Source organism: Pseudanabaena yagii GIHE-NHR1 (assembly GCF_012863495.1).
GTDB classification, from domain to species: Bacteria; Cyanobacteriota; Cyanobacteriia; order Pseudanabaenales; family Pseudanabaenaceae; genus Pseudanabaena; species Pseudanabaena yagii.
This window is the reverse complement of the sequence record NZ_JAAVJL010000001.1, coordinates 1,950,635-1,975,000: the sequence shown is the minus strand read 5'-3', so window position 1 is coordinate 1,975,000 and position 24,366 is coordinate 1,950,635. Positions and strand designations below refer to the sequence as shown.

19 protein-coding genes (1 of these 19 running past the window's edge) are annotated in these 24,366 nt (G+C 42.1%); 10 read left to right on the top strand and 9 right to left on the bottom strand.

The annotated features are described in order from the left end of the window. Together HC246_RS09155 and HC246_RS09150 are read left to right on the top strand one after the other, a co-directional pair. Positions 1-166, top strand: partial view of a hypothetical protein gene (locus HC246_RS09155; protein ID WP_169363118.1) — the end only. 743 nt of this gene lie to the left of the window's left edge; 166 of the gene's 909 nt are visible here — the last part of the coding sequence; the start codon falls outside the window, past its left edge; its stop codon occupies positions 164-166. A gap of 106 nt (positions 167-272) precedes the next feature. Further along, positions 273-767 (top strand): pentapeptide repeat-containing protein, encoded by a 495-nt coding sequence (locus tag HC246_RS09150; protein WP_169363117.1) that lies wholly within the window; start codon positions 273-275, stop codon positions 765-767. A gap of 26 nt (positions 768-793) precedes the next feature. Here HC246_RS09150 and kaiC read toward each other — a convergent pair whose 3' ends face one another. The 3 genes from kaiC to HC246_RS09135 form a co-directional block, all read right to left on the bottom strand. After that, entirely contained in the window at positions 794-2,365 is a 1,572-nt protein-coding gene (kaiC, locus tag HC246_RS09145) for a circadian clock protein KaiC (RefSeq protein WP_169363116.1), read from the bottom strand. Next, positions 2,358-2,657, bottom strand: coding sequence for a circadian clock protein KaiB (gene kaiB / locus HC246_RS09140; RefSeq protein WP_009626105.1), 300 nt, complete (start codon positions 2,655-2,657; stop codon positions 2,358-2,360). Before kaiB ends, kaiC begins: the two co-directional genes overlap by 8 nt. A gap of 191 nt (positions 2,658-2,848) precedes the next feature. Further along, positions 2,849-3,715 carry a circadian clock protein KaiA gene (locus HC246_RS09135; protein ID WP_169363115.1) on the bottom strand — a complete coding sequence of 289 codons (867 nt, stop codon included), beginning with the start codon at positions 3,713-3,715 and terminating at the stop codon, positions 2,849-2,851. Between the two features lie 163 nt (positions 3,716-3,878). Between HC246_RS09135 and HC246_RS09130 the strand changes: the two genes are divergently transcribed. Next, the gene (locus HC246_RS09130; RefSeq protein ID WP_169363114.1) at positions 3,879-6,272 is read left to right on the top strand and encodes an ATP-binding protein; all 2,394 of its coding nucleotides are present in this window, start codon (positions 3,879-3,881) and stop codon (positions 6,270-6,272) included. Between the two features lie 517 nt (positions 6,273-6,789). After that, positions 6,790-9,822: a transporter substrate-binding protein gene (locus HC246_RS09125; protein ID WP_169363113.1), complete on the top strand. Its 3,033-nt coding sequence runs from the start codon at positions 6,790-6,792 to the stop codon at positions 9,820-9,822. Between the two features lie 175 nt (positions 9,823-9,997). Here HC246_RS09125 and HC246_RS09120 read toward each other — a convergent pair whose 3' ends face one another. After that, entirely contained in the window at positions 9,998-10,771 is a 774-nt protein-coding gene (locus tag HC246_RS09120) for an MBL fold metallo-hydrolase (protein WP_169364537.1), read from the bottom strand. A 644-nt stretch (positions 10,772-11,415) separates the two neighbouring features. On the opposite strand from HC246_RS09120, the gene HC246_RS09115 reads away from it, so the two are divergent. The 4 genes from HC246_RS09115 (at position 11,416) to HC246_RS09100 (ending at position 15,773) form a co-directional block, all read left to right on the top strand. Next, positions 11,416-12,876 (top strand): ammonium transporter, encoded by a 1,461-nt coding sequence (locus HC246_RS09115; protein ID WP_169363112.1) that lies wholly within the window; start codon positions 11,416-11,418, stop codon positions 12,874-12,876. Between the two features lie 182 nt (positions 12,877-13,058). After that, positions 13,059-13,733 (top strand): GAF domain-containing protein, encoded by a 675-nt coding sequence (locus HC246_RS09110; RefSeq protein ID WP_169363111.1) that lies wholly within the window; start codon positions 13,059-13,061, stop codon positions 13,731-13,733. A gap of 127 nt (positions 13,734-13,860) precedes the next feature. Continuing rightward, positions 13,861-13,977 (top strand): photosystem II reaction center protein I, encoded by a 117-nt coding sequence (locus HC246_RS09105; RefSeq protein WP_071590106.1) that lies wholly within the window; start codon positions 13,861-13,863, stop codon positions 13,975-13,977. A gap of 2 nt (positions 13,978-13,979) precedes the next feature. Further along, positions 13,980-15,773, top strand: a complete 1,794-nt coding sequence (locus tag HC246_RS09100; protein ID WP_169363110.1) for an ABC transporter ATP-binding protein — start codon at positions 13,980-13,982, stop codon at positions 15,771-15,773. 25 nt (positions 15,774-15,798) lie between these two features. Here the strand turns inward: HC246_RS09100 and smpB are convergent, their stop codons facing one another. Both smpB and HC246_RS09090 read right to left on the bottom strand, forming a co-directional pair. After that, the gene (gene smpB / locus HC246_RS09095) at positions 15,799-16,257 is read right to left on the bottom strand and encodes an SsrA-binding protein SmpB (protein WP_169363109.1); all 459 of its coding nucleotides are present in this window, start codon (positions 16,255-16,257) and stop codon (positions 15,799-15,801) included. Positions 16,258-16,277: 20 nt separating this feature from the next. Further along, positions 16,278-16,622: a hypothetical protein gene (locus HC246_RS09090; protein WP_169363108.1), complete on the bottom strand. Its 345-nt coding sequence runs from the start codon at positions 16,620-16,622 to the stop codon at positions 16,278-16,280. Between the two features lie 356 nt (positions 16,623-16,978). On the opposite strand from HC246_RS09090, the gene HC246_RS09085 reads away from it, so the two are divergent. Both HC246_RS09085 and HC246_RS09080 read left to right on the top strand, forming a co-directional pair. After that, positions 16,979-18,775, top strand: coding sequence for a protein kinase domain-containing protein (locus HC246_RS09085; protein WP_169363107.1), 1,797 nt, complete (start codon positions 16,979-16,981; stop codon positions 18,773-18,775). 262 nt (positions 18,776-19,037) lie between these two features. Beyond that, complete coding sequence (locus tag HC246_RS09080) at positions 19,038-20,786, top strand: zinc metalloprotease HtpX (RefSeq protein WP_169363106.1); 1,749 nt, start codon at positions 19,038-19,040, stop codon at positions 20,784-20,786. Positions 20,787-20,878: 92 nt separating this feature from the next. On the opposite strand, the gene lnt is transcribed toward HC246_RS09080, so the two are convergent. From lnt to HC246_RS09065, 3 genes are all read right to left on the bottom strand, one after another. Beyond that, positions 20,879-22,471, bottom strand: coding sequence for an apolipoprotein N-acyltransferase (gene lnt / locus HC246_RS09075; RefSeq protein WP_169363105.1), 1,593 nt, complete (start codon positions 22,469-22,471; stop codon positions 20,879-20,881). Positions 22,472-22,550: 79 nt separating this feature from the next. Next, on the bottom strand, positions 22,551-23,189 hold the full coding sequence (locus tag HC246_RS09070) for a DUF3226 domain-containing protein (RefSeq protein WP_169363104.1): 639 nt from the start codon (positions 23,187-23,189) through the stop codon (positions 22,551-22,553). Between the two features lie 3 nt (positions 23,190-23,192). Beyond that, a complete protein-coding gene (locus tag HC246_RS09065; RefSeq protein WP_169363103.1) occupies positions 23,193-24,263 on the bottom strand; it encodes an AAA family ATPase in 1,071 nt (356 codons plus the stop codon). Positions 24,264-24,366 lie beyond the last annotated feature (103 nt).

The window sequence follows — 24,366 nt, the reverse complement described above, 5'->3', positions numbered from 1 at the left end:
GGCGGCGTCAAACAGTGATTCGGTGATAACAGTGAGTTATGTTTCGTTGAATGCTAAGAAACAAGTAGAGGCTAAACAGCTATTGGAAGGTTTGATTTCGGAATCTCAGCGATCGCAACTTGTACCACAAATATCATCTCAAAATGATGAGAGCGTTGATGCCTAAAAATATAGACTGTAGTGAATTTTTGATGTTTCTATAAGTTGCCAAAAGAAGCTTTATACTGAAGGTTAATATTTATTAGCAATACAAAAATTATTCTTAATGGATTATGAAATATTACAGATTAATTGTAAGTGTCTTTGTGGCAGTAGTAATGTTTGTAATGCCATTGTCAGCTCACGCTGCTAGTTCTTCGAGTGTTACGAAATCAATTTTAAATGCAGTAGGAGGTGAAGACTTTTCGGGAAAAAATCTAATCAGAGCAGAGTTTACAAATGCGACCTTTAAGAATACTAATTTTAGTAATGCTGATTTACGCGGAGCAGTCTTTAACGGAGTTTTTCTCGATGGAGCTAATTTACATGGGATCGACTTTAGCTCGGGAATAGCTTATGTTTCTAGATTTAAGAATTCAGATTTAAGTGATGCGATTTTGGCTGACGCTAATATGCTGCAAGCAACTTTTGATGGTGTAAATATTATTGGTGCTGACTTTAGCAATGCACTTTTAGATGTGTTGCAGGCAAAAAAGCTCTGTCAAGTAGCTTCTGGTGTTAACTCTAAAACTGGGGTTGATACCCGTGAATCTTTGGGGTGTGAATAAAAAAGTGGGGCGAAAGCCCCACTTTTTTATTCTAGAGGTTCTACTGATACCCCACGAATGATTCGTGATAGTTCAGATTTTTCATCGACGGAGACTCTAGTGGGTGAACCGCTGAGAATTCTCTCGAAGCCTTGGAAGGAATCCTTAATCTGTGCGCCTTGATCGGTAATGATGTATTCACGAATGCGGCTGTCATGGCGAGATCCGCGCATTTTGAAGACGTTGACAGCACGAGACATTTGACCGCGAATTTCTACATATTGCAGCAGAATGATCGTGTCGGTAATTGTGGAAATATGGGATTCGGTAATCGAATGTGAACCCATGAATTGATCAGTGGTATTAGTAAACAAGCCAGTAATTTCTTCTTGTTTGACATAGCCAGTAAGACCAATCACAAATTGACGGAAGGTATTGTTGCTAACCCCTCTAGCAAGTGCTGAAAGAGAGTCGATCGCAATACGAGAGGGCTTAAAGGCTTCGATTTCGGACTTAATTACTTGTAAATGATCTTCTAATCCAGAGGATTCAGGATATACGCAGATAATTTTGAGTAAACCTGAACTTTCCCACTTGTCGAAGTCTGTACCCCAAGACGAGGCATTGCGTGTCAGTTGTTGCCGAGACTCCTCATAGGCAAACAGGATCGCCCGTTCACCATTTTCGCAACCATTTTCGATAAACTTACTGACCATCAGGGTTTTACCAGTACCTGTTGCCCCAGTAGTCAAGATGATTGAGTCCTTAAAGTAGCCTCCTCCACACATTTCATCCAAAGTGCTAATACCTGAAGATACTCTGGTGTTAGAAGATTTTTGGGTAAGTCGCATTGCACCTAGGGGGAAGATATTGATCCCTTTGCTGGTCATTGTAAATGGGAACTCGCCTTTCATATGAGTTGTGCCACGCAACTTGAGAATTTCGGCGGTACGGTGGCGGCGTTCTCCATCTAAAACGTTTCTTAAGATGATGACATTATCGGAAACAAATTCTTCAACCCCAAAGCGGGCTACTGGTCCATATTCTAATTCTCTCTCGGTGGTCATAACTGTAGTGACACCAAGGGATTTGAGCCGTGCAACTATACGGAAAATTTCTCGACGGACTAAGCCTAGAGAATCATATTGTTGAAATATAGCAGTCATCGAATCAATGGAGATTCGTTTGGCTTTGTACTTAATAATTGCGTATTGAATGCGTTCGATTAAAGCTGATAGATCGAAGTCCCCAACTACTTCTTGACCTTCAGGGTCAGGAGAAGCATCAAGAATAAATAATCTACCTTGATCGATTAATTCTTGAAGATCCCAGTTAAAGCTATAGGCATTTTTGATAATGTCTGAGGGAGATTCTTCAAAGGTGACAAATACGCCATGCTCATCTAACCCTGTAATGCCGTTGTAGAGAAATTGCATGGCTAAAAGTGTTTTACCAGTACCAGAAGTACCGCTTACCAGAGTCGATCGCCCCTTTGGTAGACCACCATGAGTGATGTCATCTAACCCCTCAATCATGGTGCGTAACTTCTGTACACCTAGCTCTTGCCTTTTGTTATCGTTAATTTCGTTGTTATTATTTGGGGTGGTTGAGCTAGTCATTGCCAATTAGTTCCTCATATAGTAAATCTAGTCCAATTAAAACCTTTTCGCGATCAGACAAATCGCCAATAATTTTTCTAACAGGGGGTGGTAAAACCTTAGCTAAAGTTGGGGTCGCCAATATTTTATCTTCTTCAGCTAATTGTGGGTTTTTCAGCACATCAATTACCTTTAATGTATAAACTCCTTGAAATTCTTTTTCAAGGATATCGTTAAGCATCTTTAGCGCCCTTACTGAGTTGGGCGTATTTCCTGCGACGTAGAGTTTAAGGACGTATGTTTTACGAATCATTTCATTAATTTGGTGTGCTTCGGCTATTTATAACTTAATCTCTTAAACTTCTATAGTTCTATAGATTAGATTTTTGCATTTAGTCTGGAGCTACGGGCAAATATTGATAAAGTTTCAAGATTTGAGATGGTTTTTCATATCGATACCAATTCTGATTAAGATTTTATTTGGAATTGGAATTATTAGTTGGCTTAGGATCTGGGGATAGAACGGCGGTATAGCTCGCAAAGATGAGCAATCATGTCAATCAACGTAATCCGATAATCTAATAAAATTTCATCATTTCTACCTTCTAGTCTTAACTGTTTAGCAAATTCGTCCATTAGTTCCATATGAATTTCGAGAACCTGTGAGACAGAAATATCTGCGAAAAAAGAGAGGTTAACGAATTCATCGATTTTCTGGTTTAAATCATTATTTTTTTCGGAGAAATATTCCAATATGATGGATCGATAGATGCTTCTTAAGCGTCCGAGATACTCCTGCCTATCCTCGGGAGATAGGTTGCGTAGGAATAACCGTGAATCGCGTTTGTAATACACCCCCAAATACCCTAATCGCTCATTGAGTTTATCAGCTAGTCTTTGTTGTTGGACACTTAAGGATTCAGAAACTGGAGTATCAGGAATATTGACATAGACTTGGTGGCGAACTTGTGGAGAAATCTTAATAAAGGTGGCGATCGCCTGATCGATAATGGTTGGTAAATCATGGAGCTGATCGAAGCTGATGCTGATACTGGCTCTATAAAAGTCTTTTGATTCGCTTTGTTCATGAGGTTCGCTTTGTTCATAAAGATCTTCTAGAACAAGTATGGTAGGCATAAAAATATTTAGCATACCGAGGTGCTCGACAACAGCCTCAACATCTCTGAATATAACTAAACAATCTTGTGCATTTTTGTTTTTTTTCAATAAACTTACAAGAGATTCTAAGTCCGAAACAACCGTTACGGTGTATCGATCCTCTGGCAAAAATTTTGCGAGATCTGATTTTGTTTGGTTGACATCAGTTTCTGCCACCAAACAGCATACTTGTAAATTAGTCAAAACAGGCACAGGCTATTGGTGGTTTGAATGGCACGAAGTTTATCTTAAGCTTTATTTTCGCACTTAAATAGCAAAATCATGTGAGATTGATGATCGTACTATATATAGAAATGTATCAGCCGTCAGTGACAAGTGACACTTAATTAACAATAACCTGTAAGGGTTTCAGCATATGGACTCCCTCGTCTTAAATCAGTCTTTAGAAATATATGGACAGTCTCTGGTGGCAATTTGCCGACTGCCTACCAGAACTTCTGAAGCATTAAACCTTCTGAAAAAGGGTTGGTCTAGTGTGGTGGTGCTGGATGCAAATGAGCTGCCTCAAGGTTTATTTAGTGCGCGTTGTTTATTAAATTGGCAAGATGAGTCTGATAGTTGTACTTTTGTTGCCCCTGCGATCGCTTTAGAAAATATTGATCTTGAGCCATTGCCATCCATCTCTCTCTCGATGACCGTGGCTGATTTTCTGCAAAGAATTTCACAATATCGGCATTCGGCGGAGACATGGGCTTTGGTAGATAGTGATGGCAAATTTGCAGGTGTTTTAGAGGTTTCTGTCCTATTAAGAGCCATTATCAAAACTGAACAAACTGATCAATCTGCCATGGCTTCATTATTGTTGCCGCTCATTTATCAGTTGCCTCTACCTGTGAGGGTGAGTGATCAAAACGGGGCGATCGTGGGGATGAATTCTTCATGGCGCAATAGTTTATATGATTTATCTCCTCGCTCAGGTGCTCAGAACCATACGATTTCGGGTGATGCATCTGGTGATTTTGTGGCTCCCGAAGATGCACACCAATTGCTTCAGACCCAGATCCCAGAAACCCATCAATTTTGTACAACTGATGGGCAATCCTTTACTTGGCAGGTGGTGAATGTCCCACTCCAAGGAAGTCTCCAAGGTCTAGAGCTATCGATCGCCTATGATATCAGCGCTCAAAAAAATCTGGCACAAGAGCTATCAGGTTTAAGCCGTCTCAAGGACGAATTTTTGACCTGTATTAACCATGAGTTAAAAACACCTTTAACTTCGGTGATTGGGATTGCCAGTTTGCTGAGTAACAATACTTTTGGGGAGTTGAACGATCGCCAAAGTCGCTACGTGAAAATGATCCATCAAAGTGGTCGTCAATTAGTTTCTATTATTGATAATATTTTTGACCTTGCCAAAGCTGAAGCAGGGCAACTAGAGCTATATTCCGAGACAGTTTCGGTTAAAGATGTTTGCCTCAAAAGTATTCAACAAGTGCGGAAATTAGTCCAGCAAGATTCAGCAATTTCTCGTAATTACAACTTTGAAGAAGGTTGGGAACTAGATATCAATTTGGATATCGATCCTACGATCCAGACAATTTCCGCAGATGAGACGCGATTACAGCAAATGCTCGTCAATTTGCTATCCAATGCGTTTAAATTTAGTGTGCTGCCATCGGGATTAGTTGGAGATTTGCCCCATAGCTCTCCTAAAATTGGTATTACTGTGCGTTGGTGGGAAGGTTGGCTGGCGCTCACCGTATGGGATCAAGGTATTGGTATTCCTGAAGAAAAACAATGTTTGGTATTTCAAAAATTTCAACAGATGGAAAATGTGTTAACCCGTCGGTTTGAAGGTACGGGTTCGAGTTTACTGTTAACCAGACATTTAGCCCGTTTGCATGGTGGTGATATTACTTTTGTCTCTCAAGTAGATGTGGGGAGCCAGTTTACAATTTTGCTGCCCCCTGAACCTACCAACTCTGATCAACAAACTTTGAGTAATAACGGTGTTCGTAGCCGCTTAGTATTAATTGTCGAAACCTCCTCTGAGGTGGTGGACTGGCTGAGAACGACGCTAGGGGACTTGGACTATCAAGTGGTAATTGCGCGATCGGGGACTGAGGCTTTGGAAAAGGCAAGACGTTTACAGCCTTGTTTGATTTTATTAAGTCCAGATTTGCCTATGCTGTCGGGATGGGATGTGCTCGCGCTGCTGAAAGGCGATCCGATCACACAGCATATTCGGATGGTCATGATGAAACGTGCGGATGAACCAAGAATTACTGTGCATCAGGCTGATGGTATTTTGCTGAAGCCAATCAAAGCCGCAGAATTACATGTTTTTCTGCCCCACTCCTTGACTATTCCCAAGCCCCTGAAATTTTTATATTTAAATCACAATCTGGATGATACGGTAATTAATTTGTTGCAGGATTTGGGGCATTGTTTGCTAGAAGCCGATGATTTGCCCCAATGCGAAGTGTTATCAAAAATTTGGCAGCCAGATTTATTTTTATTGGATGGCGATCGCCAACTCCTATTGACCTATTTAGAAACTATTAGTCAACTGGAAATGTTTGCTGATTTACCGATTTTGATAATCACGCGGGCATCGGTAGTAGAAATTGATTGGCTAAAAAATCGATTTGCAGGGTTAAGTTTGCATGAATGTGCGGGGTTAAGTCTAGAGGAGCTAGATACAAATCGGGCTGAAACTTTGTTAGTGCTACATCAGTCAATTGCCAAAGCGATTTATTTGAGGAATTCTCACTTATTGGCAAATACTGTAAATATTGGCAACATCTAATATTTACAGCATCTCAAAGCGTAATCTTTTGGCTTTTTTGGCAGAAATTTAAAATACGCAATTTGATTTCCTGTCCACGAGCAGGAAGTTAGTTTGAGCCATTTCGCCGAACATAATTTGTGGTAGATCGAGCTAAATTAAAACCGTGTAGGATATTTCCTAGGCAATTTTTTGATTTTTTTTGTAATTTATTTATTAATTATGAGGATTTAAATTATATTTTGAGACAAAAATTAAGATATATAGTCCATAAATCACTAAAAAAAGCCGCATAAATATATAGATCTTATAAATACACATTCATGCTTGTAGTGTAGTCAGTTTAACTATCATCTGCTTAGCGATCGTCTTAATTTAGATGGCATTAACAGATTTCCGCAAATATAGAAGATGCTCATGCACATATTACTCAGAAAAACTGTATCGCTAATACCAAGAATGATGTGAATATCACCCAGCCAACATTGGCATTTTTATGATTAGAACTCGCGTTAATGTTTAAGGAGTATCAGCCATCATGAATCAAGAGACTAAGTCCTTAAATACTGAAAGCAATCAGGGGACTGATGTCATGAGAGTTGGGATTATGCATTTTCTCAGTGGCAGCTTGGGTACTAGAGAGATGCTAGTTAAAGATGCGACATTGATGGCGATCGCAGAAATAAATCAATCTGGGGGAATATTAGGGAAAACGATTGAGCCAGTGGTGTTTGATATGGCTCCCCATGAGCAAAACATCGCTGTACAAGGGAAATACTTCCTTGATGAGTTCGGAATTAGTAATTTATTTGGAGTTTGTACATCGTCAGCGCGTAAAAGTCTGATTCCAATCCTCGAAAAACAGCATGTGCAACTTTGGTATCCCTATGCCTATGAAGGATTAGAGTTTTCTAAAAACGTATTTTATACAGGCGCATGTCCCAATCAAGTTGTGCAGCCAGTGATTACATGGCTGTCCCAAAATAAAGGTGATCGTATCTACATCATTGGGACGGATGGTATTTATTCCCGCACAGTTAACAAAATTATTCGCGCTCAATTAAAACAACAAAATGGCTTGTTGTTGTGTGAAGACTATGTGCCGCGCAATATTTATGAATATCAAGATAGTATTGCCAAAATTAAGAATATTGCCCCTGATATTGTTATTAATACGCTAACCCCCGACAATTCGATCGCCTTTTTGCAACAGTATGCCATTGCCGATATCAAAGCCAGAGATATTCCTGTCCTATCCCTTCGCTTGACAGATGTAGAACTCCATCAACTCACTCAAAGTCTATATCCATCATCGCTGGCTGGTCATCTGCTCAGTGCCAATTATTTTCAGGTTTTGGATAGTCCCCAGAATCAAGATTTTTTGCGTAAAGCCGCAGCTTGGTTTGATGTAGATAATGGTGCAGTTCCTGTAGTCAACACGCTGATGCAGGCTGCCTATGCTCAGGTGTTTTTGTGGAAGTTGGCTGTTGAAGCAGCGCAAACTTTTGATGTTGAAACAGTACGGCAATCGGTGTATGGTCAAAGTCTTTTGATTCCTGCGGGTAAGATTACGATGGAGCGTAACCATCACATTTCCACGGCTTGTCGGATTGCTGAAGTAACATCGACAGGAAAATTGGAAATTGTATATACCATTGACCCAATTAAGCCACTGCCTTGGTTAGGGGTGGAGGATCTGCAATCTAGTACCTCATCGGTGGTAACAGAAATGCTGGCAGAAATTCCTCAAAGTATTCACCAAACTTGGCAACTGGAAAAGGATTCCCAAGAACTAGAATTTACGATCGCTGAGTTACTGGGCAGAGGTCATGGAAAAGGTCGAAACCAGCTTGCACCTGAAATCACTCGCGCTGCGATGTCGAAATTGTTTAAGGCAAATCAGCGTTTGATCAAGGCACAGGCAGATCTACTCAATGTTGAGGGTGCTTTGCGTGAGGCAAATGAACTGTTAGAGCAACGCATTGAGCAGCGCACGATCCAATTACAAAAAACGATCAAGCGGCTTCAAAATGAGGCAGCGGAACGGCAACAGGCAGAAATACTACTAAGGGAGAGTCAACAACGCTTTTCGGCGATCGCGGACAATGTCCCCGGTGTGGTTTATCGAGCAGTGCTGCATCCTAATGGTGAAGTCTCTATGCCCTATATCAGTCCACGGACTCAGGAGATTTTCGGTATATCCGTAGAAGAATTTTCAGAGCATTTGGAATGGGTCTTTGATATGGCACATCCAGAGGATCGGGCAAAGTTGAATGAGATTGTGCATAAATCGGCTGAAGAACTAAGCTTTTTTGAGCATGAATATCGGGTTTCCAGCTTATTTGTGAACGTGAAGTGGGTACGCATCATCTCTCAGCCCCATCGTCATGAAAATGGCGACACAGTTTGGGACGGTGTGATTATTGATATTAGTCATCAGAAACAAATTGAAGACTCACTGCGTACCGCCGAAGAGAAGTATCGCAGTATTTTTGAACATGCGATTGAAGGTATTTTCCAAGCACAGCCCGATGGTTGCTATGTCAATGCTAATCCCGCTTTAGCAAAGATTTATGGCTATGAATCAACCGCCGAGCTGCTCACTGGTGTGGCTTTGGACGAATATCGCCTATTTGTAGAGCCTGAGCATTATCGAGAATTTTTATATCAGATTGAAACGCATGGCTCGGTCGTCAGTTTTGAAACCTTAGCTTACAAACGCGATCGCAGCATAATTTGGATATTGATTAGTGCTAGTGCCAATTATGACGAGGACGGTAATTTAGTTTCCTATGAAGGCATTGTCCAAGATATTACGGAGCGTAAACAATCGGAGCAGGCACTCAAGGCTGAGCAAGAAAAATCAGAAAATCTCCTATTAAATATTTTGCCTAAGGCGATTGTGCATCAACTTAAGCATGGTGATAGTACGATCGCTTCTAGATCTGATAATGTCACGATTTTATTTGCGGATATAGTGGACTTTACGGAGCTAGCGACAAACATTTCTCCTAATGAACTAGTCAACAAACTCAATGGTATTTTCTCCTCATTTGATCGACTGGCGGATCAGTTAGGTTTAGAGAAAATTAAAACCATTGGTGATGCCTATATGGTGGTAGGTGGATTGCCCACATCGCGACCCGATCATGCTGAAGCGATCGCGGAAATGGCTTTAGCAATGCAAAAAGAAATAGCGAACTTTAAACGCGGTGACGATGGAACTCCTTTCCGTTTACGCATTGGCATTAATACGGGTTCTGTTGTCGCAGGGGTAATTGGTATCCGCAAGTTTATCTATGATCTATGGGGTGATGCTGTAAACCTAGCTAGTCGCATGGAATCTCACGGTTTAGCTGGAGGTATTCAAGTGACAGAGGCAACCTATGACTTACTCAAACACAATTATTCTTTCTGGCATCGTGGCAAGGTGTTTATTAAAGGTCGCGGTGAAATGGAAACCTATATGCTGCTCGATAGGAAATCAAAATCTAAACCTCTTGAGCATCCTGCGGAAATGCCAGCAATATTTTTAGAAGAGCCACATTTAGTTACATCTAAGTTTCCATAAAAGAAGAGGGGCAATTGCCCCTCTTCTTTTATGCTTTACAGCACGTTGGGCTGAATTACAGCGCTTTGCGCTCAAAACCAAACCAAGAAAAATTTTGAAAGCCTTGCGAAGCAAGGCTTTCAAAATTTTTCTTGTGGTTCGTTTGATCGGAAATTGCTGTAAAAACAGAGAATTTCTAAGCTGCTATTTTTTGGAGCTTGACTTCAAAGCGTTCCCAAGGCTTAGGTTCGATGATTTGGGTTGCAAGGTTATTTGCCGCCAATAGCGATCGCAAGGATTCGGCTGTGCCTTCTGCTTTCAAAAACTTGAGCAAAAAGCCACTGAAGCTCAAATCACCGCCTGCGGCAGTGGGTAAGATAAATTGAGGCTTTAGCCACTGAGCTACTTTTACGGCGCTCTGTTGACCTTTAATGACCGTACCAACCAGAGGCAGCTTTAAATCAATAGTTGGCGTAATTACTACATCGACGGGTGCGAATTCTTGGATAGATTGGGTATGATATCCATGGGGTTCGTAATAAATAGCAGTTCCTGCTACCAAGTCTCGCAAAATATAGCCATTCTCCATTGTGGTGGGGCCAGTCGGAGAACCAATTACTGCTCTGATTTCTAAGAGATGGGGGATACTAAATACTTCACCATGATTAAGGGCTGTAACTTGCGTATAGCCTAACTCTTTGACTAATTTTGCTGCACTAGGTGAACCAACGACGGGAATTTGGCGATCTAGTTGCTGCAATGTCGCGGGATGTGCATGATCTTCCAATCCTTGAGATAACAAAATCAAATCAATATTTTGGGGGATTTCTCTAGGGGTGAGACGCTCGGATTTAAAGAACCATGCAGCATTACCAAACATCAGTGAACCAACTAGCCAAGGATCGAGCAAAATGCGTTTATCTGCAATTTCGATGAGCCATGAATTACTGTCTAGCCATGTTAAATACATAATTCCCTGCTTTATTCCTTGCGTTGGTAACTGTGCTTTCAATATTGTAACGAATTGTTTACAAAGACCGCTATAAAAAACCCGCAGGAGGCATTCTTGCGGGGAAAAATTATGTAGATACGTCGCTAGTAGTTGTAGTATCGTTTCTTCTTTGATTGTTCGCAGTGATGGCACTCACGCCTAACCTGCGATCTTAAAGCACTCTTTCTGTGACTGCGATCACAACAGCTTCAGCCTTTTACGCTGAACTAACAACGAGAGAAATTTTTGAAAGTGCTGCAAAGTGGCTCTTTCAAAAATTTCTCTCGTTGTTCTAATGATGCAAGGTGCTGCATGTAATGAGTTTGACTGTACTAATCGACACTTTTGCAGAGTGGTCTTAAACGTATAAGAAATAGTGGCTCTGCTGATATTACTAAATTCTAAAGGAATAAGTCTCAATATAGAAACATCTATTGAGCGTAGCTTTTCAAGCAAAATACAGAGGTTTGTGTTCACGCAAAAACGGGCAAACAAACCGCTAGATTGGAAAACGCTATGCTTGTGCGGCTGAATATGGGCTATTGCCGTAGATATTAGATAAATGTTAATCCTAATGAAAGGTAGTCGCTCGGTGAGTCAACTAGCGGTGTATGGATATAATCATGGCAAAGGTAATCAAAAAAAGAAATCATTGGGCACGTTTTGTGGCGATCGCGATCGGGGCAGCGATATTTGCCGCGTTTACGCCAACGATCGCTCAGGCGATCGACACGACTACATTAGAATCCGTTAGCAAAACTACTACTGAGCTAAGGCTTTCGGTTGATACAAGTTGGGTATTAATTACAGGCTTTTTAGTTTTCTTCATGCAATGTGGTTTTGCGATGCTAGAGGCAGGACTAGTGCGGCAAACCTCTGTGGTGAATACGCTTGCTGAAAACTTTGTGGATGCAGCAACTACCCTATTAGCATGGTGGGCTACTGGCTTTGCGATCGCCTTTGGCACAACTAGCAATGGACTTTGGGGGACTGACGGCTTCTTTTTAAGTAATGCCTTGAGTATCAACAGCAGTGGGGCGATCGAATATGCGATGGGGGCAGGTGGTTCCAGTGCTCCGATCAGTACATTAACTTTGTTCTTCTTCCAATTTGCTTTTGCTGCCACCTCCAGCACAATCACCACAGGCTCAATGGCGGAGCGTACAGATTTTAAAGGGGATTTAATCTACACCACGATCATGGGCGCAATTATGTATCCCATTGTGGTGCATTGGGCTTGGAATAGTGGCGGTTGGTTGAATAAATTGAGCTATCACGATTTTGCTGGTAGCTCCGTTGTCCATACTGTAGGCGGCTGGACATCGTTAGTCGGAGCCTATTTACTTGGTCCTCGTCCCGATCGCGTTTGGGGGCAAATTCCACCTGCACATAATCTTGGCTATGCCACGATTGGGGCAATGATTTTATGGTTTGGGTGGTATGGCTTTAATCCTGGTTCCGCATTGACGATGAGTAATCCTGGACTAGTGAGTCTCGTGGTTGTAAATACATCTTTAGCGGCGGCGGCTGGGGCGATGTCTGCTTTTCTTTATATCTATTTTCGCTTCCGTCAGTGGCACTTGTTTTGTGGTCTGAATGGTTCACTAGCAGGATTGGTCGCTATTACCGCAGGTTGTGCCTATGTCATGCCTTGGGCAGCAGCTTTGATTGGACTAGTAGCTGGTGTTCTAGTTTTAGTGGTGGTGGATATTATTGAGTGGTTTGAAATTGACGATCCTGTGGGTGCATTTGCGGTGCATGGTTCCTGCGGGACAATGGGAACGATCGCTGTTGGTTTATTTGGACATCCAGCCCTAACGATTAATAAAAAAGCTGGTTTATTTTTAGGCGGGGGATTTGATGTCCTTGGTGTGCAGCTTGTCGGGGTAGCAGCGATCGCCACTTTTTCCGTTATTTTTGCCTTTTTGATGTTTGGCTCTCTTAAAGCTTTAGGAATGCTCCGAGTTCATCCTGAAGCAGATCGAATTGGTATAGATGTCTATGAGCATGGTGCATCTGCTTGGCCAGATGTTTATCCGATTGATGATCTTCAATTTAGTGAAGATGAAGCTGAAGACGATTAAAAAGAAAACTTAAAGGGTAGTATTTAGCTCTACTCTTTAAGTTTTGTTTTTAGTGTTTTTCTTAGGCGATTTTGCTAGTATTGTTCGCATAGATTGTATTGCTGGCACTAAGACCTAATAATTTAATTTATTTAGGTTTTATTTAGATTTGCAGAGCATTACTACAGATATTGGCAATATCCATGACTCCTGATTTAGGTTGGCAAAAAGAAACATCTGAAGATCTGTCTCTCTTAGATCCTCAGGTACTAACAGAGCAATTGCATTATTACAAATGGTTGCTTAGTGATTTGCTTGCTTTATCTATGTCCTTGTCGAGTACTGATGACTTAAGAACTTTTTTGGAGTTTTCGTTAGAGACTACGCGGAAAATGACGAGGAGTGATGCAGGTAGTATTTATCTGATTGATCGCTCTGCCCCTGTGCATACGGTCTGTTTTGAAGTTTCTCAAAATTCTTCCCAGCCCGATCGCTCATTGGTTAACTTTGCTGTGCCATTGAATCAAGACAGCATTGTTGGCTATGTGGCGCTGACGGGAGAAACTCTGAACCTTTCGGATGCCCATGATTTACCAGAGAATGCTAGCTACCGCCATCACAAAACCTTTGATTACGATATTGAATATCACACTCGTTCGGTCTTGGCAGTGCCGATGTTTGATTCTCAAAAAAGAACAATTGGCGTATTTCAGTTAATAAATCGTAAAGTTCAGGATATTTCAATTACAAAAGAAAATGTGCAAGAAGTTACGCTTGCCTATTCAGCATTCGATGAAAAATTGTTGCTGGCGATCGCTAGTCAGGTGTCTTTATATATCGAACGATCTCAACTGCTAGGACAGGTCTTTAAGGCTTAAGCAGTACTGAGTATAAATACTCAAATCCAAATAGCTGTTCTGAAGTAAGTATAAGGAATTCCCATCTTTTCCTATAAGATTGAACATAGGATAAATTATTAGATATTTATACGGAGTTATTTTATTTATGCTCACTTTAAAAATAGTGGTCTACATCACCGTCATATTCTTCATCAGTTTGTTTGTGTTTGGTTTCCTTAACAGCGATCCTTCTCGTAATCCTGGTAACAGAGACCTCGAATAATAGTGGTACACACCTCCAAAGCTAGCTCTGCTAAGGCTCAACCTGTAAATCGTTCTAACAGTAATGATTGGCGATTGCTGTTGAGTTTATTGCCCTATGCAAAACAAAATTCTCAAAAGCTGATCATATCGCTATTTTTACTTGTACCTTTGTCGATCGCTAGTGCGGTGCAGCCTATTCTTGTGCAGCAGGCGATCGATGGTCCAATTAAAAGTGGCGATTTGTTTGGTTTGCGCTGGATTTGTGTGGTTATTTTGCTAACAATTGCAGTGAGACTCATGTTTCAGGCATGGCAGGGCTACTTGGTGCAAGAGGTTGGGCAAAAAATTACAGCGGATATCCGCCGAGATTTATTTCAGCACGTTACCTCGCTCTCGACTAGTTTCTTTGACCGTACTCCCGTAGGCAAATTGATTACGCGCTTAACTAGTGATGTTGAGGCGTTAGGTGATGTCTTTGCAACTGGGGCTGTCGGTGTGCTTAGCGATTTGGCGGCGATCGCTACCATTGCGGCGTTTATGTTTTTGCTGCGGTGGGATTTAGCATTGCTGCTGGTGATGATGGTCTTACCCGTCACGGCTCTAATCGTTTATTTTCAGTATGAATATCGCAAGGCGAATTTTAAAGCACGCGATCGCCTATCCGAACTAAACTCAATTCTTCAAGAAAATATTATTGGCGCAAATATTGTTCAGTTATTTCGCCGCGAAAAGTTTAACTCCACGCAACATCTTAAAGTTAACCAGCAGTATGCCAATGAGGTGAACCGCACAGTCTTCCACGATTCGGCAGTGTCCGCAACGTTGGAATGGATCGCCCTAGTAGCGATCGCGGGTGTACTCTGGCTTGGTGGTGGACAAATTGTGCAGAATAATCTTACCTTTGGCGAACTCTCAGCATTTGTTCTGTTTTCACAGCGTCTCTTTGATCCGATTCGACAACTAGCCGAAAAATTTACTACGATTCAGTCGGGATTTACGGCGGTTGAGCGAATCAATGTCATTCTTCAAGAACCGATTGAAATTCGTGATCCTGAACATCCTAAATCTTTACCCCTTGATGGCTCTGGCGAAATTTGTTTTGACCATGTGTGGTTTGGTTATAAGCCTGATGAATATGTGCTTAAGGATGTCAACTTTACTCTGAAAGCTGGTGAAAAAATTGCGCTCGTTGGTCCAACGGGAGCAGGTAAAAGCTCAATTATTCGTTTGATATCACGCCTTTATGAGCCAACTAAGGGCAGAATTTTAATCGACGGCATTGATATTCGCGAAATTACCCAAGCGGAACTGCGGAGATATGTGGGTGTGATATTGCAGGATGCCTTTTTATTTTCTGGGGATATCAAAGAAAATATTACGCTCGGTGAGGATTATGCGATCGAGCAGGTGATCGCAGCTGCCGAATTAATGAATGTCGATCGCTTTATCCAAGAGTTGCCAGATGCCTATGCAACGCAAGTGCGTGAACGTGGTACAAATCTGTCGGGTGGACAAAAGCAATTACTCGCCTTTGCTAGAGCAGCAATCCGCGATCCCCGCATTTTAATTCTTGATGAGGCAACGGCTAGCCTTGATGTCAGCACCGAATTTTTGATTCAACAGGCGTTAGATCGCTTGTTGCGCGATCGCACCACGATCATCATCGCTCACCGTTTATCGACGATCCGCAATGTGGATCGCATTCTTGTCCTCAAGCAAGGCGAAGTCATCGAATCAGGCAATCATGATCAACTAATCTCTAAGAATGGTTTATATGCCAGTCTCTATCAATTAGAAATGATGGCAACCCATTAAAAAAGCGGCGCATCGCGCCGCTTTTTTAACGATTTTTCATGACACGTTCGATATCGCGTTTATCATCACGCTTTTTCATATCGTCGCGCTTATCGTGGAGTTTCTTCTGTCTTACTAAGGCTAAATCAACCTTGATCCAGCCATCCTTTTGATAAACCTTAAGTGGTACGAGAGTTAAGCCCTTTTGTTGTACCGCCACGATCAACTTACGGATTTCGTCCTTATGCATTAATAGCCGACGGGTGCGGGTTGGCTCATGATTAAAGTACAAACTTGTAGTGTGGTGTGGGGCAATATACATATTTAGCAGCATAATCTGCCCCTTGCGGACAATGCCGTAAGCGTCTCTTAAATTTCCTTTTCCTGCTTTGATGGATTTAACTTCAGTACCAAGTAGCTCGATCCCTGCTTCGTGGGTTTCGAGAATTTCGTAATTAAATCTAGCTTGCCGATTCTCGGCGAGAACACGATAATAATTTGCCATTTATTCCCATTACAGACTGTCTAATATCCCGAAATTTCTAATAGCTTCCATTCTGTGCTGTCACTGAATGCTTTAGAAACGCGATCGGAGATGCCTTGACAGTGATTATTAACGCGCAGTGGTAATTCGGCGTTTTTGGTAACGCTAGTCAACTTTGCTTGATTGCCTTCGATTTCAGAGCGATGGATCAAAACTTCTACGGTCACGATTTTGGCGTGAGAAGTGGTTTCTGTCTCTTGGGCAATTACATAGTCGTCGGTTTCATAGGTAATTACCAAGCCGCAGGATTCCAACGTTTTGATAATCGTTGAATGCAAATTTTCGGGAGCGATTTCAACTAAGAAATGTTGAGTGTATCTAGCCATAAATCATCAAAACAACTGGTTCGGCTAGCAGTTTACTAGTCCTTGTCTACAAACCGTTTCTAAACGCTATATGTCTATTCTAGGCTATGTCATTTTAGGACATAAGCATTTTAAGTGATATAGACATTACAGCCTAACCATCATAAACCAACGTGTACTTGTATTGTTTAAGGATATGGGGCTAAAGCGAGTGCGGGATAATTTACAACTGGCTTTAGGAGAGGGTTAGTATCGTAAATCCTCTCCTAAAGCCGAGAACTAAAATCCTTGTGATGTGGAAGATCCTCCCATTGGTGCACTCTTCCACAAACCATTTAGGATTGCTATATTTATTGGAAAATTTGGAGTGAGCGAGCATGATTGGTCAATTACTAGATGGGCGCTATCGCATTGCTAGCAAACTAGGTGAGGGGGGCTTTGGGCATACATATTTAGCCCATGATACGCGCATACCCAATGAGCCACTTTGTGTAGTTAAGCACCTGAAGCCCGCTAGTGACGATCGCGAATATCTCAAAGTAGCCAATCGCTTATTTACCAGTGAGGCGCAAGTCCTTGCAAAGTTGGGCGATCACGATCGCATTCCGCGCTTACTTGCCTATTTTGAGCAGTCAGGAGAATTTTACTTAGTAGAAGAATTTGTCGAGGGGCGATCGCTAGAATTGGAATTAGTACGCGGCTATCGAATGGGTGAAGCCCAAGTAATTCAAATATTAGATGATTTATTAAGTATTTTGGAATATACCCATGCTCAAGGGGTAATTCACCGAGATCTGAAGCCAGACAATATTATTCGCCGTAAATCTGACGGTAAATTGGTACTGATCGATTTTGGTGCGATTAAACAGGTGCAAAATCAGATGGCGCAGGAGGGACAAACTGTTGCCACAGTAGCGATCGGTACTCTAGGTTATATGCCCAGTGAGCAAGCCCAAGGCAAGCCGCGCCCTAGTAGTGATTTATATGCGATCGGTGTAATTGGTATTCAGGCACTCACTGGTTTACAGCCTCGTGAACTGCAAGAGGACTATCAAACGGGGGAATTAATCTGGCAGCATCTTGTACCCAATAAAACAGGGCTAGTTGGTGTATTAACCAAGATGACTCGTTATCACTACAAAGATCGCTATGAATCGGCGGCGGAAATTCGTAAAGTGCTAGCAAATCTGGGTTCCCATCATTTACCAACCCATCAATCAGTGCAGTCTGCCAATGGTATTCAGTCCACGATTGTGAGTACCAATAGTGGTAATGATTTGGGGACTGAGATTTTACCTAAGGTTCCGCCGACGCAGCCCTATAATCCTGCGATCGCCCAATCGCCAATGCCATCAATTCAGCCTTTAGTCCAGCCATTACCTGCTCCGACCACACCATTACCACCACCCACTACTCCCGTTAATCTCCATTCTGCTCCCTCCGAAAATCCTCCACAGCATACGGTACAGGTGTCTGCTCCCTATCAAACTAGTGATCATAAAGGTAGTAATAAGGGCTTATGGATTGCGGTTTGGGTGGCTGCCTTTGCTACTGCGATCGCGATCGGTGCGGTGATGGCAACTCGTAATGGCTCTAGTACCTTGAGTCCTGTTACCAATAACTCAACTAGTAAGCCTACGGTTACACCTAGCCCCAATTCTCCACCTGTTGCCAGTCCTTCAACGCCTACTGAAACTACTAGTCCTACCTCTACTCCTAAGGCTTCTCCCTCTGCTACGGTTAGTCCCACCGCTACACCTACTACTAAGCCAACGAAAACAGCGATCGCGTCTTTATCAGAGTCGGAAGCGGTGGATCTTGTGAATAATTTAGTAGCGGCTAAAAATCAAATGTTTGCTCCACCCTTTGATCGGCAGCTATTAGCGGAACTGACTACAGGTGAAGCCTACGAAAAACGCAAAGGTTCGATTGACTGGCTGCAAAGCAATAATGCTTTTTATCGCTACGGTGACTTTAAGGTAAGTCGCGCAGGATCGTTTGGCATTCAAGATGATCAGGCAAATGTAACTGTGGAAATTTTTGAAAGTCCCACCCTTTATGTCAATGGCAAAATTGATCGATCGCAGTCGCAGCCATCAAGGGGGCGATATATTTGCAACCTAAAGTTTGAGGATGGCAAATGGAAAATTGCCAACTTAACTAAGGTGGACTAATACCAAAGATAACTGTGATGCAAAGCATCACAGTTATCTTTGGTGAGGCTTAATCTTGGTTAAATATCTTGATTTTGGCGATCGCTATATCATAAATGTATTGAATTTCATAACTAGAATTTGGGTACTGTTTTGTATAGCTTAAATTCTAGAAACCTATAGTTGAATTATGGTGATGTTTTTTAGCAATTGAGCAACAAAAACATTACAACACGGGACTAATTACTCAAACTAGGACTCAATAAACTGAAGAGAGGATTGTATGTCCACACCAGAATCAGAATTTCCCCATTCAGAATTACCTCATAAGGCGGGGCGTGCCGATCAAGTTGGTGCAAGCCTCGTCACAGCTAAAATTGCAGGTAATCTTGCCTTTGCCTCTAGTATTACGATCGCCCTACTTGTGGGGATTGTATTTTCCCTAGTCACGGCAACAATTTTTATCGTCAATAGCCCCAATCCGATCCTTGGATTTGGCGTTGCGGTAATCGTCACTGTTTTAGTCAATGCGATCATCTTCTTTGTATCGCCTTGGATCATGGACTTGACTCAAGGTTGGCTCTATCACACCCGCTGGGTCAAGATCGAAGAAATTGAACGCCTCAGTCCTGAATCAGCCCGTACCATTCAACGTGTGTGTAATCTCAAAAAGATTACCCAGCCACGTTTAGGGATCATTGATGATAACAATCCGACTGCTTTTACCTATGGGGCTTTGCCTAATAGCGCTCGTCTAGTGGTTAGTGCAGGTTTATTCAAATATCTTGATGATGACGAAGCTGCCACTGTCTATGCCCATGAGCTAGGACATATTGTGCATTGGGACTTTGCGGTGATGACCGTTGCCTCGACCTTGGTGCAAATTACTTATTTGCTCTATGTCACCATTCGCGAGGTTGGCAAAAAAATTAATGATGAACGGGCAGAAAATGCCGCTATGATTACTGCCTTTATTGCCTATGGTTTTTATATTGTTGGCACATATTTGCTGCTCTATCTATCGCGCACTAGAGAATATTTTGCTGACCATTTCGCCGCCGAGCAAACGGGCAATCCCAATGCTTTGTCACGCGCTTTGGTGAAAATTGCCTATGGCATTGTCCAAGAAACTGAAAAAGCAACGGAGCCAAGTCGTTTGATGCAGGGTACTCGCGCCCTTGGTATCTATGATTCTAAGGCAGCAGCTTCTACGGGTACGGCTTATCAAATTTCATCTTCTCCAGAAAAAATTGGTCGTCTCTTCCTGTGGGATTTGTTTAATCCTTGGGGTTGGTGGATGGAGCTAAACTCGACCCATCCGCTCACGGGCAAGCGAGTGCGTGCTCTCAGTAACTATGCTGAGCAGCTTGGGTTAGATATGGAGTTTGATATGGGGCGTGTGGTTGCCGAAGGTAAACGCCTCGACAAAAAACGGCTCTATGGAACTTTCTATCAAGATGTTCTGCTCTATGGTGCAGAATTCATTGCGATTATCCTTGGTTTAGCGATCGGTGCAGTTCTATTTAAGAGTATTGGTGGCTTAAAAGCATTTGTGGCGATTCCATTACTATTGTTAGGTGTCGTGATGATATTTAAGCGATCGGTCATGTATCCCAGTTCCAAGAATGCGCCAGCAACTGATGTAATTACCCTGATGTCCGATGCCTATGCTAGTCCTCTGCGTGGTCAACCTGTGCAATTGGAAGGAAATCTGATCGGTCGTGGCGATGCAGGTTATGTGTTTGGCTCCGATCTGAAGTTACAGGACAAATCAGGCATGATGTATCTGCTCTATGCTTCTCGTTGGGGACCTTTTGGTAATTTCTTTTTTGGTATGAAGCGGGTACAGGGTTTGATTGGAATGGAAACTACTGCTAAAGGTTGGTTCCGTCGTGGTGTTGCCTCTTGGATGGATTTAGAACTTCTATCTACTGCTAATGGCAATAAAGTATCTAGTCATCCCGCTTTTTGGGGACTAGTCTGGTCAATCATCTTTTTAGCGATCGGTGTATTGTTATTTCTTGCTAAGTAGCTCAGGATAGTTACAAACCCAGATTGTTTAGCATTCTGCTACGCAGGCGAAGCAAACAAAGAGAGGCGGCGCATTGCACCGCCTCTCTTTGTTTAGGCAAAACGATGTTTGGCATAGATTGCAACACTGGTAATGCAAAGCAAAGGTGTTAACCAGTCACCCCACATGACATATAGAGTCTTGGTATCGCGCAAATAAACCGTTTCTAAATGGGTTTCATAGGTATTCACATCCGATAGCCAAACTGTGCGCCCATTGGGATCGACAAAGCCTGAATAGCCTGTATTAGTTGCCCTCACCGCCCAGCGATCGCTTTCGATCGCTCTTGCCACATCTTGGGCATGATGTTGTGCCGACATATAGGAAGCGAAATGAGCATTATTAGATGCTGAGAGAATTAAGCGACCACCTGCGGCAGTTTGAAATCGGAAAGTGGCGGGATAAGCAGATTCATAACAAATGCCAACGATAAAACGTCCCCAAGGTGTATCGACTAGTTGCTCGCTGGAACCTGCTTCTACTTCGCCTCGTAATGGTGATAGACGCTTGATTAAACTTCCTAAAATTGGTTTAAAGGGAATATATTCCCCAACAGGAACGAGCCGCACCTTGTCATATTGACCGAGGATTTTATTGGAACCATCGATCAGAAAGAGGCTATTCGTATAGTTATTCGGGTCTTCAGTATTAGGATTGCGCGTTTTGCCAAAGCCTCCTAACCACACAGGAACGCGATATTTTTCGACTACTTGATCGAAAGGTTCGCGTCTGGCATCGTAATTGGGATAGAGAAAAGAAATCGCTGTTTCAGGGGTGACGATCATTTCTGCGCCCGACTGAGCTAGTTTCTCATAGCCTTTAGTGTAATTATTAACAGCGATTTCCCATCCTTTCGGCTTTACCGTCAGCGCATTAGGGAAGTTACCTTGAATGATTCCTGCTTTAATTGCTTGAGAGTTGGTGCTGATCATGCGATCGCTTTGCATTTCCCATGCGCCATAGCCAGACATTGCTAATAACATCACAATTGCGGCGATCGCATAGCGCCATTGCTTAGCCCAATTTAGTAAAACTATGGACTGCTTTTGTTGGTTCCATAGGGGCTGGCGATCGCGCCAAGGTTTATGTAATAGGGTTTCTGCTAATAATCCATTGATTACCACAATTGCAGAAGTCATCGTCTGTTGTCCAGAGAGTCGGCTAATTTGGAGCAACAGTAAATCATGGGGACTCTGGGTATAGCCTAATGCTGTCCAATAAAGGGGACCCCAACTCCAAACAATTTCTAATCCACTAAAAATCGCGCAAGCAATAATAATCCGACTTGGAACATTCAGTTTGTGCGTAAGTAAAGACATTCCGCCTGCCCATAGTCCTGATAATACGGCTCCCCATCCTGTAATCAGTAACCAAACTAATGTCGCAATCCAAAAGCTAGTCCACCAAGGTACGCCCATCCATTCCATCGGATGCACTGATGTAATCCAAAATAACGCCATGCCGTGATAGCAAAACCCCCATACTGCGCCCATTGCGATCGCGCTTTTGAATTTTAGCTTCTGAGCTAGCATCCAGAGAGGAATGAGAGCAATCCATGCTAGCCACCATTGACTAAAGGGATCGGGCGTAAGCCCCATGAGTACACCACCAAGGGCAGCAAATAGAAGGTTTTGCAAATTTCTCATAGGAACTAGTTTTCGGTGCTGAGGTGTTTATTGGGAGGATGTTGTCGTCGGGGAGTAGTTTTAGGATTTAGGCGATCGCTCACAATCCATACAAATCCTTAAACCATTTCACAAATTTCTGAGCATTAGGATGTTGAGGATCAAGAACCGTTTCTTTGACCGCTTGATGTAATTGCCGACCTGGGGGATCTTGCCAAGCAAGCCAAGTGTAAATATTAGCTTTGTCATATTGTACTTCTGTCAGTTTCGCGCCCCTGCTTATTGCTTCTTGGACTGACAATTGAGCAAATTGCCATAGCGGTTCGTTGTCGGCAGGAATCATATAGGCTAGAAAAGTCTCTAACATCCCTCGTTGAAAATTGTCAGGCATCAGCCAAACTCCAAATTTAAGCTCTTTTGTGACTTTGCAAATTAAGCCATCTTCAGGCAATTTATTAGGCAAATTTGGAATACTTGCTTGACATCGATTTTTGATGCTTTCCCAACGACCAAGAGGGTTATCATCTGCATCAATAATTACTCCAAGTTGAGACAGAGAAGATTCTTTTAAGCGAGGTTTAATCTGATTTAATAATTTGGGATATCCTCCGCATGAATGAATATGAGGAATGAGAGGATCGTCTTGAGTCCATGCCACGCCATTTTTTTCAATTAATTCAGGGATTACACGCTTATCGTCATCTCCTTCCACAAGCAAGAGCCTTGTTTTTGTAATCATGACCTAGCGTACCTCAATCCCTTCTTCAGCAGCGATCGCAATTTCATCTTCAGTAAAGACAATACTGTGAGTTTTCCCTTTCTCAACTCGATGAATCGTAATACCATCTTCACTAGGATTTTCAGCATTAGCAATATCCGCTAAACTCTGCCAGCAATCATTGCTATGGGTAGTCGCAAAAATCTGGACGTTAAGGCGCTTTGCAGTTTCCCAGAGCATTTTCCACATATCAGACATCACCGTAAAGTGCAGACCCGTATCAATTTCATCCACTAACAAAACGCCATCTTTTGCATTTACGATCGCTAAAGCAAGTCCTAAAATCCGCCACATTCCATCGCCCATGCTACCAATTGGTATACGTTGGGGTTCGTCAGTAAGTTGAACGATAAATCCACTATGCGCTCCTTCATACCGATACTTACCAGAACTAACATTTGCAATTCGTTTGATACGATGCTCAATTATTTTTAATGCATCTATTACAAGATCTTCTTCTGGTGTAATCACTATGCGCTCAAACAGCTCGATCATTTGTTCAGACGAAAAAGAAGATGAACTTACAAAGCGAGTTTTTGGTGGTAATCTACTAAAACTTTTTTCCCAATTAGCTTTTCTTTGTGAATCAATAACAATGATTCCATCTTGAGAAATTGGCAGACATAGGCTTGTATTTTGGACTCTATTTTCTACATCATCCCAATGTAAAACATACAATTCAGGAGATCCATCATCTCTATTCTTCTGACCTTTAAGAAGAGTTTGTTCTGATTTGCCAGAGCTATCTATGCCAGTAATCGAAATTTGAAAACCTTCATCGATTTTGTGATTGTAGAAAAGATGGCGAATAGCAAGATGAGTATCACTATTTTCATTGATATATTCACTACGATCAACAGTAATATCACTCAATATTGCGTGATTTGTTGGTAAAGCAATTAATAATTGAATGGCTTCTAGGATAGAAGTTTTACCACTGTTGTTAGTACCAACTATGAGATTTAACCTGCCAAGTTGTTGCATCTCAAAGGATTGGAAGCAACGGAAATTTTCGATTTTGAGGGATTTCAACATAATTGATTACTAGGAATATAAGTAATTACATGTAGGATGGGTTAGCGATCGCGTAACCCATCATCTTTAAATATTTAGAGATGCGTTACGTTACACTAACGCA

Bases quoted from the DNA above. Each gene is read 5' to 3' on its own strand.
- HC246_RS09150 (WP_169363117.1), top strand. From the start codon at position 273: ATGAAATATTACAGATTAATTGTAAGTGTCTTTGTGGCAGTAGTAATG.
- kaiC (WP_169363116.1), bottom strand. From the start codon at position 2,365: ATGACTAGCTCAACCACCCCAAATAATAACAACGAAATTAACGATAAC.
- kaiB (WP_009626105.1), bottom strand. From the start codon at position 2,657: ATGATTCGTAAAACATACGTCCTTAAACTCTACGTCGCAGGAAATACG.
- HC246_RS09130 (WP_169363114.1), top strand. From the start codon at position 3,879: ATGGACTCCCTCGTCTTAAATCAGTCTTTAGAAATATATGGACAGTCT.
- HC246_RS09125 (WP_169363113.1), top strand. From the start codon at position 6,790: ATGAATCAAGAGACTAAGTCCTTAAATACTGAAAGCAATCAGGGGACT.
- HC246_RS09120 (WP_169364537.1), bottom strand. From the start codon at position 10,771: ATGTATTTAACATGGCTAGACAGTAATTCATGGCTCATCGAAATTGCA.
- HC246_RS09115 (WP_169363112.1), top strand. From the start codon at position 11,416: ATGGCAAAGGTAATCAAAAAAAGAAATCATTGGGCACGTTTTGTGGCG.
- HC246_RS09110 (WP_169363111.1), top strand. From the start codon at position 13,059: ATGACTCCTGATTTAGGTTGGCAAAAAGAAACATCTGAAGATCTGTCT.
- HC246_RS09105 (WP_071590106.1), top strand. From the start codon at position 13,861: ATGCTCACTTTAAAAATAGTGGTCTACATCACCGTCATATTCTTCATC.
- smpB (WP_169363109.1), bottom strand. From the start codon at position 16,257: ATGGCAAATTATTATCGTGTTCTCGCCGAGAATCGGCAAGCTAGATTT.
- HC246_RS09090 (WP_169363108.1), bottom strand. From the start codon at position 16,622: ATGGCTAGATACACTCAACATTTCTTAGTTGAAATCGCTCCCGAAAAT.
- HC246_RS09085 (WP_169363107.1), top strand. From the start codon at position 16,979: ATGATTGGTCAATTACTAGATGGGCGCTATCGCATTGCTAGCAAACTA.
- HC246_RS09080 (WP_169363106.1), top strand. From the start codon at position 19,038: ATGTCCACACCAGAATCAGAATTTCCCCATTCAGAATTACCTCATAAG.
- lnt (WP_169363105.1), bottom strand. From the start codon at position 22,471: ATGAGAAATTTGCAAAACCTTCTATTTGCTGCCCTTGGTGGTGTACTC.
- HC246_RS09070 (WP_169363104.1), bottom strand. From the start codon at position 23,189: ATGATTACAAAAACAAGGCTCTTGCTTGTGGAAGGAGATGACGATAAG.
- HC246_RS09065 (WP_169363103.1), bottom strand. From the start codon at position 24,263: ATGTTGAAATCCCTCAAAATCGAAAATTTCCGTTGCTTCCAATCCTTT.